A 16,346-nucleotide genomic window follows, 5' to 3' on the forward strand; every position below is an offset into this window, starting at 1 on the left:
GCTCCCGTGCGCGTGTGCGAGCCAGCCGAATTTGTGTGCACGTATCACGGTACGCCGAGTTCGACGTACTCGTTTCCGGTCAGCTTTCGCCGACGGAGTTCTCCACCGCGGACTGAGCAGCCTGCGCGGCCGCACTCCCCGGCCGCTTGCGGGCCACCCAACCCTCGATATTCCGCTGCTGGCCACGGGCGACGGCCAGCGAACCCGGCGGCACGTCCTTCGTGATCACCGAGCCAGCGGCCGTGTACGCCCCGTCCCCGATCGTGATGGGTGCCACAAACATGTTGTCCGAACCCGTACGGCAGTGGGAGCCGATCGTCGTGTGGTGCTTCGACTCGCCGTCGTAGTTCACGAAGACACTCGCCGCGCCGATGTTCGTGTACTCACCGATCGTCGCGTCACCCACATACGACAGATGGGGGACCTTCGTGCCCTCGCCCACCACGGCGTTCTTCATCTCGACGTACGTGCCGGCCTTCGCCTTCGCACCCAGCCGCGTCCCCGGACGCAGATAGGCGAACGGACCCACGGACGCCCCCTCGCCCACCACGGCGGAATCCGCGACCGTGTTGTCCACCCGCGCACCACGCGCCACCGTCGTGTCCGTCAGCCGCGTGTTCGGACCCACCACGGCGTCCTCACCCACATGCGTCGCACCCAGCAGCAGCGTGTTCGGCAGCACCACCGCGTCCGCCTCGAACGTCACCGTCACATCCACGAACGTCGACGCCGGATCCACCACCGTCACACCCGCCAGCATCGCCCGCTCCACGAGCCGCTGATTCAGCAGCGCACGAGCCTCCGCCAGCTGCACCCGGTTGTTGATCCCCAGGATCTCCCGGTGGTCCACCGCCACCGAGGCACCCACCCGGTGCCCCGCCTCACGCAGGATCGACAGCACGTCGGTGAGGTACTCCTCGCCCTGGCTGTTGTCCGTCCGCACCTTGCCCAGCGCGTCCGCGAGCAGCACACCGTCGAACGCGAACACCCCGGAGTTGATCTCACGGATCGCCCGCTGCGCCTCGGAGGCGTCCTTGTGCTCGACGATCGCGGTCACGGCACCGCTCGCCCCGTCCCGCACGATCCGCCCGTAGCCGGTCGCGTCCGGCACCTCGGCGGTCAGCACGGTCACGGCGTTGCCGTCGGCGGCGTGCGTCGCGGCGAGCGCCCGCAGCGTCTCCCCGGACAGCAGCGGAGTGTCGCCGCAGACCACGACCACGGTCCCCTCGGGCGCCCGCCCGAGCTCGCCGAGCGCCATCCGCACCGCGTGCCCGGTCCCGTTCTGCTCCTCCTGCACCGCGGTCCGCGTCCCCGCGTAGTGCGCGTCCAGATGTCCCCTGACCTGCTCCCGCGCATGCCCGACGACCACGACCAGGTCCTCGGGCTCCAGCTCACGGGCGGCGGAGACGACATGCCCGACGAGCGAACGCCCGGCGATCTCGTGCAGAACCTTGGGGGTCTTCGACTTCATGCGGGTGCCCTCACCCGCTGCGAGGACGACGACGGCGGCCGGGCGGTTGGCGCTCACGGGTGTGCCCTTCGGCTTTGGTGGGTGGACTTCCGAAGGATACCGGGGGGTACCGGGCGCGGAACGAGCGCGGGTCCCGACCGGTGAGGTCGGGACCCGCGTGTGTGAGCTCCCGGAGAAGGATTCGAACCCTCATTCAATGGACCAAAACCATTTGTCCTGCCCTTAGACGATCCGGGATTATCTGTCCCCTACGCCCGATTTGACTGATCGAGTGTGGAGGCAGCCCCTACTATGCCGCACCAGGCGCCCTCGATGCGACGGTACAGCTCGGCGCTTCCGCGGACCCGTACGGCGAGGCACCCCCGATAGGCGTCCGCGACGTTCTTCCGTGTCGTCTTGGGTGCGTGGCGCTTGAGCGTCGTCTTCCCGAAGCGCTCAGGGGCGGCGCCGGTGACATCGGCCCAGTAGCGCTCGGCGGCGGGCACGTCCGCGTTCTCATGGATCATCAGGTGGTAGGTGTGCCGTGCCCGGTCGACACCGATGAGATCGAGCCAGGCCAGGAACGTCCGGATCATGCCCGGGTCGCTGTTCACGAAGGTGACCCGCTCGCGGCGCTCGTACGGCTTGTCCTTCGTGCCTTCGGCCCAGTACAGGGCCACCCCGACCAGGAAGAGCTCCCGGTCGGACAGGGACCCGACGGCGCGCGCGGCCGCCTCCTTGGTCCGCTGTCGCTCCTCCTCGCGGACCCGCAGCGTCGCTTCCCAGCCCTTGCGGGCGATCTCCGACGCCTCCGCGCGGCTGCGCCCGCGCTCCGGCTTCGGCAGGTCCCGCACCCACAGGGAGATCGAGCTCTTCGAGCAGCCGAGCTCCAGCTGGATCTGGTCGTAGGTCCGGCCTTCGAGCCGCAGCTCCCGCGCCCGCGCCCGCAGAGCGTCCTTGGCGTTGGGTCGGCGGGTCCAGTCCGGCGGGGGTTCGCCTTCGAGCAGGCGGTTGAGGAGGTCGTTGTTGTCGATGTGGATGCGGTCGCGGATCTGGCGGCGGCTGAGGCCCTCGCGGCGCAGCGCGACCGCCCGATCGCGCAGGCTCTCGAAGTCCGTGTACTTGCTCGTGCTGGAGGTCATGGCACGAGCGTCGTCCGGAATGCGGACGGGCGGGTCGAAAACGCTGGCGGTTCAACAGTTCGAGGGACTGGTGTCCGCGCGTGTTGACGGGCGGCGCTCCCGGGTGGGGCGGAGGTGGGAAAATCGTTGGCCCTCGCCCGTAGGGTGGAAGGCATGACCACAACGGGGGCAGACCAGGACGCGGCGGGCATGCGGGCGCCGCGTTCGTGGTGGTGGTGGGGGAGACGGCGCAGTGTCGTGCTGGACGTGGCGCTCGCCGTGGTGTCCGCGCTGGAGTGCGGGCTGGAGGGGATCGGCTTCGCGGGGAAGGCGTCGTTGCCGGTGCCCGTGGGGGTGCTGTTCGGGCTGGTCGTGGGTTCGGTGCTGCTCGTGCGGCGCCGCTGGCCGATCACCGTGGTGCTCGTCTCGATCGCCGTCACGCCCGCCGAGATGGGCTATCTGATGGGCATCGTCGGCCTGTACTCGCTGGCCGCGTCCGAGGTGCCCCGGCGTTTCACCGCCGCGCTCGCCGGCATGTCCACGGTCGCCGTGTACGTGGTGACGATGGTCCGGCTCCGCGAGGACGTCGCGCAGGCCGATGTGGATCAGCAGGACTTCGATCCGAGTGGCTGGTACGTCCCGGTCGTCTCGCTCTTCATGACGCTCGGGCTCAACGCCCCGCCGGTGCTCTTCGGCCTCTACATAGGCGCCCGGCGCCGGCTCATGGAGTCCTTGCGCGAGCGGGCCGACAGCCTGGAGCAGGAGTTGTCGCTGCTCGCGGACCGGGCGGAGCAGCGGGCGCAGTGGGCGCGGCAGGAGGAGCGGACGCGGATCGCGCGGGAGATGCACGACGTGGTGGCGCACCGGGTGTCGCTGATGGTGGTGCACGCGGCGGCTTTGCAGGCGGTGGCGTTGAAGGATCCGCAGAAGGCGGTGAAGAACGCGGCGCTGGTGGGGGACATGGGTCGGCAGGCGTTGACGGAGTTGCGGGAGATGCTGGGGGTGCTGCGGGAGGAGGTGCCGACGGCGTCGGCGGCTCTTCCGCTCGCCGCGGTCGGGCGGGCGGCGGCGGCTGCCGCCGAGGCGGCGGCGGAGGACGGCGGGCCTTGTCTGGATGCTCTGGAGGATCTGGTCGAGCAGTCGCGGCAGGCGGGGGCCGTGGTGGAGCTGGTGGTGACGGGGGAGCCGCGGGCGTATGGGGCCGAGGTGGAGCAGACGGCTTATCGGGTCGTTCAGGAGGCGTTGACCAACGTCCACAAGCATGCGGCGGGTGCGAAGGTCGTGGTGCGTCTGGCGCACCGGGCGGCGGAGGTCGCGATGCAGGTGGAGAACGGTCCGTCGGACGCGACGGCCGCGGACGCGCATCTGCCGAGCGGGGGGAACGGTCTGGTCGGCATGCGGGAGCGGGTGTCGGGTCTGGGCGGGGTGTTCGTGTCGGGGCCGACGGACGCGGGTGGTTTCCGGGTGAGTGCGGTGCTGCCGGTGGCCGTGGGGCCGGTGGCGGGGGAGCCGGCGGCCTAGCTACGGCGCTGCCACCAGTCGCGTCGGCTGCGTTCCGGTGATGAGGGTGGCGAGGGCGGCGTCGATGTCCCGGCCCAGGTACCAGTCGCCGGTGTGGTCGATGCTGTAGACGCGTCCTTCGATGTCCATGGCCAGGACCGCCCGGTGTTCGCCTTCTTCCCCGAGTGGTGCCAGTTCGGTGTCGAGGGCGCGGCCGAGGTCGCCGAGGGTGCGGGCGAGGTGGATGCCGGCGAGCGGGTCGAAGCGGATGGCGGCGGGGGCTATCTGGCGGCCGGGGCCGGGGGCGGTGACGCGCAGGCCGCCGAATTCGGCCCAGGCCTCGACGGCGGCGGGGAAGACGCTGTGCCGGTGTCCGGCGGGTGTGATGTGGGCGCGCAGGGTGTCGGCCCACTCTTCGGCGAGCTTGATGTCCCAGCGGCCGGGCTGCCAGCCGGCCTCGCGCAGGGCGGCGTCGACGTTGACCGGGAATCGGGTGCTGTTCAGGTCGGGCATGGGTGTGGTTCAGCCGTTCTGGGCGTGGGCCGGCTCAGGTGGCGGTCGGGTCGACGGTGCGGACTCCGAAGTGGGCGAGCATCGCCGTACAGGAGCGGCAGGGTGTCGCGTAGCTGCCGTGCAGCGGGTCGCCGTCCTCGCGGATGCGCCGTGCGGTGAGCTTGGCGTGTTTGAGGGAGCGGCGGGCCTCGCTCTGGGTGAGCGGTTTGCGTTGGGCGCGCTTGGAGCGGGCGCTTTCGGTGGCGGTGAGGTGCCGGGAGAGCAGGATGGCTTCCGGGCAGCGTCCGGTGAAGCGTTCGCGCTGGCCGCTCGTGAGGGTGTCGAGGAAGTCCTGGACGAGTGGGTGGAGGGCGGGCGCCTGGTCGCCGCGGGCGGCGGTGCAGGTGAGGGTCTCGCCGCGGACGGAGAGGGCCGCGCCGACGGCGGGCAGGATTCCGTCGCGGCGGTGTCGCAGTAACGGGGCGCGCTGGTGGTCGGCGTCGCTGCCCCAACTGAGGCGTGGGTCACCCTGTGTGGGTGCTGGTGCCGGTGTGGTGCTTGCTTGCATGGTGCTGTTCTTCCCCTCCTGCAATCCCCCGAGTTGCGGGAACAGCCTGCCAAACGCGGTGCCGGATGTGGAAGCTGGGGCGCGGAAACGTGCTTTCGGTGTGTCGGAATCATGGCGGTCCTGTCATGCCGTCGTGACACGGGGTCACGATGGGCGGGGTGGGCGCATCGGGCCGGGTCGTGGTCGGGCGGCAGCGCTTAGGCTGTGCGGACCAACCAGCAGCAGCCTGGCAGCAGCCGGCAGCAGTCACAGGGGGCAACCGCCATGACGACAGGTCGGCTCGGCCAGGACACCGCGCCGCCGAACGCGGCGTACGCCGGGCAGGTCGTGCACTTCCCGGATCCGGTCCGGGCCTCCCGGCATCCCCGAGGGGTGCGGGTGGACGAGCGCGGCTACCCGGATTTCTCGCCGTACGCGCGGGCGGCGGCGGAGATCGCCGATCCGCCGGAGGGTTTCGGCGTCGACGAACTGCGCCTGACGGACTATGTGTCGGCGAACGCGGCGCTGGCCGCGACGGGGCACGAGCTGTGGGACACGATTCCGGCGGTGGCGACGCCGCACGGCTGGACCTGGCACCACGTGGCGCACTCGCGGCGTCTGGAGCTGGTTCCGGTCGAGGTGAAGGCGTTGCTGCGGCATCACGGTGGTGTGACGACGGCCGCGGTGGATCAGGCGAAGCGTGGTACGCGTCCGTTGCAGGAGACCCGGCCGGCGCACTTCGGGCTGCCGAAGCGGGCGATGCCGGTGTCGGAGCAGCAGCTGCAGGGTGTCGAGGAGGATCTCGGCTATCGGCTGCCGGGTGCGTACCGGTCGTTCCTGAAGGCGGCGGGCGGTTGTGCGCCGGTGGGTGCGGCGCTGGACGCGGAGCTGGGTCTGCTGGTGGACCAGCCGTTCTTCACGGTCCGTGAGGAGGCGGGGGTCAATGACCTGGTGTACGTCAACAAGTGTCTGCGTGACCATCTGACGAAGGACTACCTGGGTGTGGCCTTCGTGCAGGGCGGTCTGCTCGCGCTGAAGGTGAAGGGCGAGGCGGTCGGTTCGGTGTGGTTCTGCGCCTATGACGACGCGCGGGATCGTGACGGCTGGACGGTGAACGAGCGGGTGGAGCGGCTGCTGCTGCCCTGTGGTGCGGACTTCGACGCTTTCCTCCAGCGGCTCGCGGGCAATCCGCCGGAGCTGGAGACGGTGGCGAACCTGATGGTGGACGGCGGCTTCGCGCGCGCCGTTCCCGTGGTCCCGGTGGGGGAGTGAACTGGCTGTGGTGACGTTCGCGCAGGCGCAGGAGCGCGCCGAGGAGTGGATCAACGGCGATGTGCCGGCGTATCTGCACCGTGAGGTGCGGGTGCGGGAGTTCGGGCTGGGCTTCGTGGTGTGGGCCGAGGACCGTGAGGAGGCGCCGACCCCGGACGGGGGCCGGCAGCGGCTGGTGATCGCGCGTGACAGCGGCGAGGCGACGTTGTGGCCGGGTCTTCCGGTGGCTGAGGTCATCCGTCGTTACGAGGAGGAGTACGGCGCTTCCGCGGAGGCGGCGGCGGCGATTCCGCCGCAGGCGCCGGCCCGGGTCGACCTGAACCAGACGTCGTTCCTGCTGAGCCCGCCGGAGTGGCTCCAGGAGGCGGCGGACAAGATCGGTCTGCCGCCGGTGGAGTCGAACGCGTCGCAGGCGAGTGCGGGGGCGTCGGCGGAGGGCGGGTCGGCGGGGCCGGGTGCGGATGCGGATGTGCCGTCGGCGCCTGCGCCGGAGCCGGTGGCTGTTCCCCTGCCCGCGCCGGTGGTTGCGGCTGAGTCCGTGTCCGCGCCGGTGGTTGCGGCTGAGCCCGTGTCCGCGCCGGTGGCGGAGTCCGTGTCTGTGCCGGTCGTCGAGGGCGAGCCGGAGGTCGTGTCCGTGCCCGGGGCTTCGGCTCCGTCGGACGCTCCTTCTGCGGAGCCTCTGTCCGGGGCCGGGTCCTTGCCCGGGTCCGGGTCCGGGTCCGAGGCCGAGCCGGTCGCGCCGGGTGCGCAGGGCCCGCGGAGCGCGCCGAGTCCTTGGGCGGACGCGAACGCGAGTGCCGGGGGCGCCGACGGTGCCGTGCCGCTGCCCGCGACGGTGTTCGCGCCGCCGCTCTCCGGTGCGGACGACGACGACACCCCGGCGCCGGTCGTGGGAGCGGACGCTCCGACGGCGCTGATGAAGGGCGGCAGCGCGCTGCCGGCGACCGCGATCGCCCCGCGACTGAACACGGACGGCACGTTCGCGCAGGGCGGCCCCGGCGGGGCGCCCGCGGGGCCGGCGCCCTCCGCTCCCCCTGCCCCCGCGGCCCCTCCCGAGGTGCCGGGTGCCCCCGGTGCCTCGGACATCGCGGATGCGGCGACCAGCAAGGCGTCCACCCCGCCGCCCGGTGGCTATGTGCGGACGCAGCTCGTGTCGCAGCTGGGGCCCGAGGGCCCCGGGGTGCAGCCGCCCGCGCCGCCCGGCCCGCCCACGCCTCCCGGTCCTCCGGGTCCTCCGGGTCCTCCCGCGCCTCCCGGCGCGACCCCGCCGCAGGCCGTGCACCACGCGGCGACGATGCTGGCGCACCCGAACCAGGGTGGGCCGGGTGCTCCGCCGCCTCCGCCTCCGCCTCCGGGTGTGCCCGGGACGCCGCCGGGTGGCGTGGCGCACGCGGCGACGATGCTGGCGCACCCGAACCAGGGTGGGCCGGGTGCTCCGCCGCCTCCGCCTCCGCCTCCGGGTGTGCCCGGGACGCCGCCCGGTGGGATCGCGCATGCCGCGACGATGCTGGCGCAGCCGGGTCCCGCGGGGCCGCCCCCGCCGCCCGGCCCGGCCCCGGCGCCGATGAACGCGCCCGCGCCCGCGCCGGCGCAGGCGTACGGGTATCCGCAGCCCGGTCCCACGGGGCTGCCGACCGTGGGTCCCGGCTACCAGGCCGTGCTGCGCTACCGCGCGCCCGACGGTTCGGAGCAGCAGATCATCCGCCGCTCCGCGCCCGGTACCCCGCACCCGGAGTGGCAGATCCTGCACGAGCTGCGGGCGATGAACGTGCCGCCGCAGCAGGTGCTGGAGCTGCACACGGAGCTGGAGTCCTGTGAGCTGCCGGGTGGTTACTGCGCGCGGATGATCCGGGAGACCTGGCCGCAGGCGCGGATCACCAACATCGCTCCGTACGGGCGTGATCACGCCGGCCGGCAGCAGGGCATGCAGCAACTGATCACCCACCAGGGCGAGTTGCACCAGGTCGCGGACGGTCCGGCGCGCCCGGCGCCGGTGCGGGCGCCGCTGCCGCAGGTGCAGCCGGCGCCGCCGCTGCCGCCGGACGGGGTGGCGCAGGAGCTGGCCGGGGCGTTCGGTCCCGGCATCCTGCGCTTCGACCAGCGCGCGGTGTCCCGGCAGGGTGTGCCGGAGCTGGTGGCGGTCACGCTCGTGTGGGCGGGTCTGCCGGCCGACTTCGGCCCGTTCTTCTGGGCGCAGCCGGCCGTGCCGGTGGTGCCGACGCTCGCGGAGCTCGCCGCGCAGCGCCAGGTGCAGCCCGCGCCGGACGCCGGTTCGTACCTGGTGCTCGGTTCGGACTTCGGCCGGGCGATCTGCGTCCAGTACGGCACGGCGCACATCGTCGCCGTGCCGGTGGAGGCCGGTCCGGGCGGGCAGTCGGTGCCGCCGCAGTTCGTGAACACGGGGCTGCCGGAGTTCGTCCGCTGCCTCGCGCTGCTCGGGCGGATGTGGCGGCTGCGCTTCGGGCTCAACCCGGAGCAGGCGGGCCGCTGGACGACCGACTTCCAGGCCCAGTTGGCGATGCTGGACCCGGCCGCGCTGTCGTCGCCGGAGAACTGGTGGTCCGTGCTCCTGGAGCAGATGTGGGACGGCCTCCTGTAGCGGCCGTGCGCACGATGTGACGAAAGGCGCTCGATGTGTACTCACGTCGAGCGTCTTTTGTCCGTTCTGATGCCGCATCCTTGATGTTTGTTGGACATAAGGGAGTCGAAGGGGCGTCAGGGATGAGTTTCGTCGTCGGACGGGGTCGCGGTTACCGCCCCGAGCAGGTCGACCGCTACCTGGCCGCGCTCTCCGAGGAGCGCGACGGCGCGTGGGAGCGCGCGGCGCGTCTGACCGTCCTCGCCAAGGAGATGGAGGAGGAGGCCGCCCGGCTCCGCGAGGCCGTCGCCGCGCTCGCCCCGCAGCGCTACGACAACCTCAGCGAGCGCGCCCGCCGCATCCTGGAGCTCGCCGAGGCCGAGGACGAGGCCCTGGTCCGGGCCGCCGAAGCGGAGGCGCAGGAGCTCGCCGGGGCGGCGGAGGCGGCCGCCGAGGAGGCGGCCGCGGCGGCCAAGGCGTACGCGGAGGGCGTGCGCGCCGCGGCGGACTCGGCGGCCCGGGCGACCGTCAGGGAGGCCGGGCTCCAGGCCGACGCGATACGGACCTCGGCGCAGCGCGACGCCGACAAGACCCGGGCCGAGGCGCGCGCCGCCTTCGAGGAGACCCGGCGCGAGGCCGAGGCGCTCCGCACCGCGCAGCGCGAGGAGCACCAGGCGCGTCACGAGGAGGCCGAGCGGGCGGCGGCGGAGCGGGTGGCCGAGCTCGAGGCCCGGCACGCCGAGCTCGTCGCGCACGCCGAGGGCGGGCTCGCCGAGGCGCAGCGCGGGCTCGCCGAGACCAGGGAGGCCGCGCGGCACGGCCAGGAGGACGCGGAGGCGAAGGCCGCGGAGATCCTCGCCGAGGCGCGGCTGAAGCAGGAGCGGATCGAGCGCGAGACGGAGCGGGTGCTGCGCGAGCACGAGGAGGCCCGCGACGAGATCCACTCCCACATGGAGCACATCCGCTCCTCGCTCGCGGCCCTGACCGGGCGCGTCGAGCCGCCTCGGCGGGAGGCGGACGGGGCGGCGGACGGGACGGCCCACGGAACGGCGGAAGGGACGGCCGACGGAACGTCGGAAGGGACGGCCGAAGGGTCGGCCGACGCGTAGACGCGGGGCGACGGCCGGACGGACCGCACTGCGCAATTCCGAAGAAGCGCGCCCGCCTTCCCCCTCCCTAGCGTGGTCGGCATGGATACGAACAAGGTCGACGCCACCGCCCTCCGCACCGCCCTCTGGCGGGCCCTGCACGTCCGGGTCGACCCGGCGCCGCACGTCCTCGCGGACGAGGTCGGGCTCCGCCTCGCCGCCCCCGGCGAGGGCTGGACCGGCCGCCCGGACATGGACCCGGGGCGTACGAGCCGGATGCGGGCGTCCATCGTGGCCCGGGCCCGGTTCATCGAGGACCTGGTGGTGGAGCGGGCCGCGCAGGGAGTCGCCCAGTACGTCGTCCTCGGCGCCGGCCTGGACACCTTCGCCCAGCGCAGGCCCGAGGTCGCGGCCGGGCTGCGGGTGTTCGAGGTGGACCGGCCGGACACCCAGGCCTGGAAGCGGCGGCGCCTGGACGAGCTCGGCTACGGCGTGCCCGACTGGCTGTCGCTGGTGCCGGTGGACTTCGAGGAGGGCCGGTCCTGGTGGGAGCGGCTCGTGGCGGCCGGGTTCGACCCGGAGCGGCCCGCGGTCGTGGCGTCCACGGGGGTGCTGATGTACCTCACGCGGGAGGCGGCCGCGGCCACGCTGGGCCGGGTCGCGAAGCTCGCTCCGGGGTCCACGCTGGCGGCGACGTTCATGCTCCCGCTCGACCTCGTCGCGGCCGAGGAGCGCCCGGCGCTCGCCGCGACACAGCGCGCCGCCCAGGCCGCGGGGACGCCCTTCCGCAGCCTCTACTCCCCGCGGGAGATGCTGGAGCTGGCCCGCGGGACGGGCTTCACACAGGCCCGGCACGTGTCGGCCGGGGAGCTCGCCGAGCGCTACTTCGCGGGCCGGCCGGACGGTCTGCGGCCGTCCAGCGCCGAGGAGTTGCTGGTGGCGACCGTCGAGGCGCCGGTCCCCTCCAGGAGCGCGCGGCCCGGCCCGCTCGCCCGGTAGTACCCCTCGCGCCGGTAGCGGTGGCCGGTCACCAGGCCCGCGTCCCGCTGCCGTCCTGCCGCTGGTGCTCAGCTCGCGGCCGGGGCGGTCCCGGCGGCCTCGTCGGTCTCGCCCTGGTGCTCGGTGAGGACGGGGAAGCGGCGCGGGGCGAGGGTGAGCAGCACGACCAGGGCGAGGGCGGCCGCGCAGGCCGCGCCCAGATAGACGTAGTCGACGGCGGCGTCGACCGCCCGGCGCAGGTGGTCGGCGGTCTGCCCGGCGCTGGAGCCGGGCGTCTCCAGCGCCTTGACCAGGCCGTCGAGGTCGCCGCCCGCGTCGCCGAGGCGGGCGGCGAGCACCCCGTTGGCGACGGCGCCGAACAGGGCGGCGCCGACGCTCTGCCCGACCTGGCGGACGAAGAGCACGGAGGCGGTGGTCGTCCCGCGCTCCTCGTACGGGACGGTCGACTGGACGCCGACGATCAGCGGCAGCTGGAAGAAGCCGAGGGCCCCGCCGAGCAGCAGCATCAGCAGGGCGGGCTGCCAGGGTTCGCCGGGGAAGGGCAGCAGGGGGAACGCGAGCAGGACCAGCAGGGCCCCGGTCATGCCGAGGACGGCGGTCTGGCGGAAGCCGATGCGGGTGTAGACCCGGTTGGCGAAGGCGGCGGTGACGGGCCAGCTCAGCGTCATCGCGGAGAGCACGAAGCCGGCGGCGATCGGGCCGAGGCCGAGGACGGCCTGGGCGTAGGTGGGCAGGAAGACGGTCGGCGCGACCATCAGCAGGCCCAGGGCGCCGAGTGCCAGGTTGACGGCGGCTATCGTGCGGCGGCGCCAGACCCAGCCGGGGATGATCGGTTCGGCGGCCCGGCGTTCGATGAGGACGGTGAGCGCGGCGAGTGCCGCGGCTCCGCCGAACAGGCCGAGCGAGGGGGCCGAGAACCACGGCCAGGCGACCCCGCCCTGGACGAGCGCGGTCAGGAGCAGGGTGCCGGTGGCGAAGATGGCGAGCGCGCCGGCCCAGTCGACGGAGAGCCGCGGCCGGGCGGGCTTCGCGCCGCCGCCGGCTTCGCGTCCCGGCCCGGCTCCCGCTGCGTCCCCTAGGGGTCGGCCCGGCTCCACCAGATAGCGGGCGATCAGCCACAACGCCGCCGCTCCGACCGGCAGGTTGACCAGGAAGATCCAGCGCCAGTCCGCGTATCCGGCGAGCAGCCCGCCCGCCGCCGGGCCGGCCACCGCGGCCGTGGCCCACACGGAGGAGAGCCGGGCCTGGATCCGGGGGCGCTCCTTCAGCGGGTAGAGGTCGGCGGCGATCGTCTGGACCGTGCCCTGCAGGGCGCCGCCGCCCAGCCCCTGGACGACGCGGAAGGCGATGAGCGAGCCCATGTCCCAGGCGGACGCGCACAGCACGGAGCCGGTCAGGAAGAGGACGATGCCCGCGATCAGGACGGGCTTGCGTCCGAAGGTGTCGCTGAGCTTCCCGTACACCGGCAGGGTGACCGTCACGGCGAGGAGATAGCCGGAGAACAGCCAGGAGAAGACGGACAGGCCGCCGAGGTCGCCGACGATCTGCGGGACGGCGGTGGACACCACCGTGCCGTCGAGCGCGGCGAGCGCCATGCCCAGCATCAGCGCCGCGACGACGGGCCCGCGCCGGGTGGTGCCCGCCGGGGGCGGTGCGGTCTTCCTCGTGGTCGCCTCGGACACCGGACCCGCCCCTCTCCCCAACCAGCCGGATGCTTCGTACATCTAAGTGCGCCCGGGCCACCCTCTCACTCGATCCTTCGATGGAGAACCCCTAGGGGTCCCTCCCCCATACAGCCCAGGGACCGCTCGTCCCGGCGGAGGACGAGCCGCGCGCCGTCCGTCCTTAGCTTGGTCTTACGCAACGGCACACCAAGACGTAGCGCGCATCCAAGGCGTAGAGAACATGGGAGACATACCGTGACTTCGGCTGTGACCGCCCCCACGCACGGGGGTACGGGTGGGAGGACGGCCGTCGCCGCGCGGGCGCGACAGGTCGTCAAGGCGTACGGCACGGGGGAGACCCGGGTCGTCGCGCTGGACCACGTCGACGTGGACATCGCCCGCGGCGCGTTCACCGCGATCATGGGCCCCTCGGGCTCCGGCAAGTCCACGCTGATGCACTGCCTCGCCGGCCTCGACACCGTCACCAGCGGACGGATCTTCCTCGACGAGACCGAGATCACCGGCCTGAAGGACAAGAAGCTGACCCGGCTGCGGCGCGACCGCATCGGGTTCGTCTTCCAGGCCTTCAACCTGCTCCCCACGCTCAACGCGCTGGAGAACATCACGCTGCCGATGGACATCGCCGGCCGCAAGCCCGACCAGGAGTGGCTGCGCCGGGTCGTCGACACGGTCGGTCTCGGCGAGCGCCTCAGGCACCGCCCCACCCAGCTCTCCGGCGGCCAGCAGCAGCGCGTCGCCGTGGCCCGCGCGCTCGCCGCCCGGCCCGAGATCGTCTTCGGCGACGAGCCGACCGGAAACCTCGACTCCCGGGCCGGCGCCGAAGTCCTCGGCTTCCTGCGCCAGTCGGTCGACGAGCTGGGCCAGACCATCGTCATGGTCACCCACGACCCCGTCGCCGCGTCCTACGCGGACCGGGTCCTCTACCTCGCCGACGGGCGCATCGTCGACGAGATGCACCGGCCCACCGCGGAGGCCGTACTCGACCGCATGAAGGACTTCGACGCGCGCGGGCGGACGTCATGACCGTCCTCAAGACCTCCCTGCGCAGCTTCCTCGCGCACAAGGGCCGCATGGCGCTCTCAGCCGTCGCCGTCCTGCTCTCCGTCGCCTTCGTCTGCGGCACCCTGGTGTTCAGCGACACCATGAACACCACCTTCGACAAGCTCTTCGCCTCCACCGCCTCCGACGTCAGCGTCAGCCCGAAGGACGCCGCCGAGAACGACGAGATCCCGCAGAACGGGCGCCCCGCGACCCTGCCCGCCGCCCTCGTCGAGCGGGTGCGGGGCGTCGACGGCGCCCGCAACGTGCAGGGCGGCGTCGTCTCCATGTCGGTCACCGTCGTCGACTCCCGCAACGAGAACGTCGGACCCACCTCCGGCGCCCCGACCATCGCGGGCAACTGGTCCCCGAACGAGCTGCGTTCGGTCGAGATCAGCTCCGGCCACGAGCCGCGCGGCCCCACCGAGGTGATGGTCGACGGCGGCACCGCCGAGAAGCACCACCTGAAGATCGGTGACGAGCTGCGCACCATCGCCGTCACCGGCGACTTCACCGCGCGGATCTCCGGCATCGTCGACTTCAGGGTCACCAACCCCGGCGCCACCCTCGTCTACTTCGACACCGCCACCGCCCAGCGCGAACTCCTCGGCAAGCCGGGCGTGTTCACCCAGATCACCGCCGACGCGGCGCCCGGGGTCAGCGACGAGGCGCTGAAGGCGCGGATCGCGTCCGCCGTCGGCTCCGGCTACACGCTGCGGACCGCCGCCGAGGCCGCCGACGCGGGCCGCGAGGACGTCGCCGGCTTCCTCGACGTCATGAAGTACGCGATGCTCGGCTTCGCCGGGATCGCCTTCCTCGTCGGCATCTTCCTCATCGTCAACACGTTCTCCATGCTGGTCGCCCAGCGCACCCGCGAGATCGGCCTCATGCGGGCCATCGGCTCCAGCCGCCGCCAGATCAACCGCTCCGTCCTCGTCGAGGCGCTGCTCCTCGGCGTCGTCGGCTCGGTCGCGGGCGTGGCCGCCGGGGTGGGCCTCGCCGTCGGCCTGATGAAGCTCATGGCCTCCATGGGCATGGAGCTGTCCACCGAGGACCTCACCGTCCGCTGGACCACGCCCGTCGTCGGGCTCGCCCTCGGGGTCGTCGTCACCCTCCTCGCCGCCTTCGTCCCCGCCCGCCGGGCCTCGAAGGTCTCCCCGATGGCCGCCCTGCGCGACGCCGGCACGCCCGCCGACGCCAAGGCCGGTGCGGTACGCGCGGTGCTCGGCCTGCTGCTCACCGCCGCCGGCGGTGGCGCGCTGTGGACCGCGACCCAGGCCGAGAAGGCCGGCGCGGGCTCGCTCTGGCTCGGCCTCGGCGTCGTCCTGTCCCTGCTCGGCTTCGTCGTGATCGGCCCGCTGCTGTCGGGCGGGGTGGTCCGCGCCCTCGGCGTCGTCGTCCTGCGGGTCTTCGGCCCGGTCGGCCGCATGGCCGAACGCAACGCCCTGCGCAACCCGCGCCGCACCGGCGCCACCGGCGCGGCCCTGATGATCGGCCTCGCGCTCGTCGCCTGCCTGTCCGTGGTCGGCTCGTCGATGGTCGCCTCCGCCACGGAGGAGCTCGACCGGTCCGTCGGCGCCGACTTCATCGTCCAGTCCGCCAACGGGCAGCCCGTCGTGCCGCAGGCCCAGGCGGCCGTGGAGAAGGCGCCCGGCCTGGACCACGTCACCGAGTACAAGTGGGTCGAGGCGGTCGTCACCGACCCGCACGGCAAGGCGAAGGAGACCGGCCTGGTCGCCGCGGACCCGACGTACGCGAAGGACGTGCGCCGCGACACCACGGCGGGCACGCTGTCCGAGGCGTACGGACCCGGCGCGATGTCCGTGGGCAGCCTCTACGCCGCCGAGCACGGGGTGAAGGTGGGCGACACGCTCACGGTCGCCTTCAAGGGCGGCGAGCGGGCCCGGCTGAAGGTCGCCGCGATCACCTCCGACGACAACAACATCGACAAGGGCGTGATGTACACGAACATCACGACCGCGGCCCGCCACCTCGCGGACGAGCGGATGCCCAAGAGCGTGATCGTCTTCGCCACGGCCAAGGACGGCCAGGAGACGGCCGCGTACGAGGCGCTCAAGAAGGCCCTCGCGCCCTACCCGCAGTACAAGGTCGCCGATCAGGCCGACTACAAGAAGCAGCTCCAGGACCAGGTGGGCCAGCTGCTCAACATCGTGTACGGGCTGCTCGCCCTCGCGATCATCGTCGCCGTCCTCGGCGTGGTGAACACCCTCGCCCTCTCGGTCGTGGAGCGCACCCGGGAGATCGGCCTCATGCGGGCCATCGGACTCTCCCGCCGCCAGCTGCGCCGCATGATCCGCCTGGAGTCGGTCGTCATCGCCCTCTTCGGCGCCCTCCTGGGCCTCGCCCTCGGCATGACCTGGGGCACCGCCGCCCAGAAGCTCCTCGCCCTGGAGGGTCTCACCGTCCTGGAGATCCCCTGGCCGACGATCGTCGCCGTCTTCGTCGGCTCGGCCTTCGTGGGCCTCTTCGCGGCCCTGGTGCCGGCCTTCCGGGCCGGGCGGATGAACGTCCTGAACGCGATCGCGACGGAGTAGGGGGCCCGCCGCACCCCGCGG

Annotated in this window: 12 protein-coding genes and 1 tRNA gene; 7 read left to right on the forward strand and 6 right to left on the reverse strand. The window is 73.0% G+C overall.

The features are described 5' to 3' along the window. Positions 1-79: 79 nt before the first annotated feature. The 3 genes from glmU to ACH414_RS27365 form a co-directional block, all read right to left on the reverse strand. Positions 80-1,528: a bifunctional UDP-N-acetylglucosamine diphosphorylase/glucosamine-1-phosphate N-acetyltransferase GlmU gene (glmU, locus tag ACH414_RS27355; RefSeq protein ID WP_386566239.1), complete on the reverse strand. Its 1,449-nt coding sequence runs from the start codon at positions 1,526-1,528 to the stop codon at positions 80-82. Positions 1,529-1,637: 109 nt separating this feature from the next. Beyond that, positions 1,638-1,708, reverse strand: a tRNA-Gln gene (locus ACH414_RS27360). Between the two features lie 11 nt (positions 1,709-1,719). Further along, positions 1,720-2,592, reverse strand: coding sequence for a hypothetical protein (locus ACH414_RS27365; RefSeq protein WP_398943735.1), 873 nt, complete (start codon positions 2,590-2,592; stop codon positions 1,720-1,722). A 153-nt stretch (positions 2,593-2,745) separates the two neighbouring features. On the opposite strand from ACH414_RS27365, the gene ACH414_RS27370 reads away from it, so the two are divergent. Next, positions 2,746-4,092 (forward strand): sensor histidine kinase, encoded by a 1,347-nt coding sequence (locus tag ACH414_RS27370; protein WP_382542007.1) that lies wholly within the window; start codon positions 2,746-2,748, stop codon positions 4,090-4,092. Here the strand turns inward: ACH414_RS27370 and ACH414_RS27375 are convergent, their stop codons facing one another. Then, positions 4,093-4,584 carry an SUKH-3 domain-containing protein gene (locus ACH414_RS27375; protein ID WP_382542009.1) on the reverse strand — a complete coding sequence of 164 codons (492 nt, stop codon included), beginning with the start codon at positions 4,582-4,584 and terminating at the stop codon, positions 4,093-4,095. A 34-nt stretch (positions 4,585-4,618) separates the two neighbouring features. Further along, positions 4,619-5,131 (reverse strand): YwqJ-related putative deaminase, encoded by a 513-nt coding sequence (locus ACH414_RS27380; RefSeq protein WP_386566243.1) that lies wholly within the window; start codon positions 5,129-5,131, stop codon positions 4,619-4,621. A 264-nt stretch (positions 5,132-5,395) separates the two neighbouring features. Between ACH414_RS27380 and ACH414_RS27385 the strand changes: the two genes are divergently transcribed. The 4 genes from ACH414_RS27385 to ACH414_RS27400 all read left to right on the forward strand — a co-directional run bounded on the left by ACH414_RS27385 (position 5,396) and on the right by ACH414_RS27400 (position 11,047). Next, on the forward strand, positions 5,396-6,382 hold the full coding sequence (locus ACH414_RS27385) for an HNH endonuclease (RefSeq protein WP_382542014.1): 987 nt from the start codon (positions 5,396-5,398) through the stop codon (positions 6,380-6,382). A gap of 7 nt (positions 6,383-6,389) precedes the next feature. Further along, a complete protein-coding gene (locus ACH414_RS27390; protein WP_398943738.1) occupies positions 6,390-8,981 on the forward strand; it encodes an SUKH-4 family immunity protein in 2,592 nt (863 codons plus the stop codon). 122 nt (positions 8,982-9,103) lie between these two features. After that, a complete protein-coding gene (locus ACH414_RS27395) occupies positions 9,104-10,069 on the forward strand; it encodes a cellulose-binding protein (protein WP_398943740.1) in 966 nt (321 codons plus the stop codon). An 81-nt stretch (positions 10,070-10,150) separates the two neighbouring features. Then, positions 10,151-11,047 (forward strand): class I SAM-dependent methyltransferase, encoded by an 897-nt coding sequence (locus ACH414_RS27400; protein WP_382542021.1) that lies wholly within the window; start codon positions 10,151-10,153, stop codon positions 11,045-11,047. A gap of 68 nt (positions 11,048-11,115) precedes the next feature. On the opposite strand, the gene ACH414_RS27405 is transcribed toward ACH414_RS27400, so the two are convergent. After that, on the reverse strand, positions 11,116-12,771 hold the full coding sequence (locus ACH414_RS27405) for an MFS transporter (RefSeq protein ID WP_386566252.1): 1,656 nt from the start codon (positions 12,769-12,771) through the stop codon (positions 11,116-11,118). A 195-nt stretch (positions 12,772-12,966) separates the two neighbouring features. Between ACH414_RS27405 and ACH414_RS27410 the strand changes: the two genes are divergently transcribed. Both ACH414_RS27410 and ACH414_RS27415 read left to right on the forward strand, forming a co-directional pair. Continuing rightward, complete coding sequence (locus ACH414_RS27410; protein ID WP_382542026.1) at positions 12,967-13,755, forward strand: ABC transporter ATP-binding protein; 789 nt, start codon at positions 12,967-12,969, stop codon at positions 13,753-13,755. Beyond that, on the forward strand, positions 13,752-16,325 hold the full coding sequence (locus ACH414_RS27415) for an ABC transporter permease (protein WP_382542029.1): 2,574 nt from the start codon (positions 13,752-13,754) through the stop codon (positions 16,323-16,325). Before ACH414_RS27410 ends, ACH414_RS27415 begins: the two co-directional genes overlap by 4 nt. The last annotated feature ends 21 nt before the right edge of the window (positions 16,326-16,346 follow it).

The organism is Streptomyces sp. NPDC020422, from assembly GCF_044386705.1.
GTDB lineage: Bacteria > Actinomycetota > Actinomycetes > Streptomycetales > Streptomycetaceae > Streptomyces.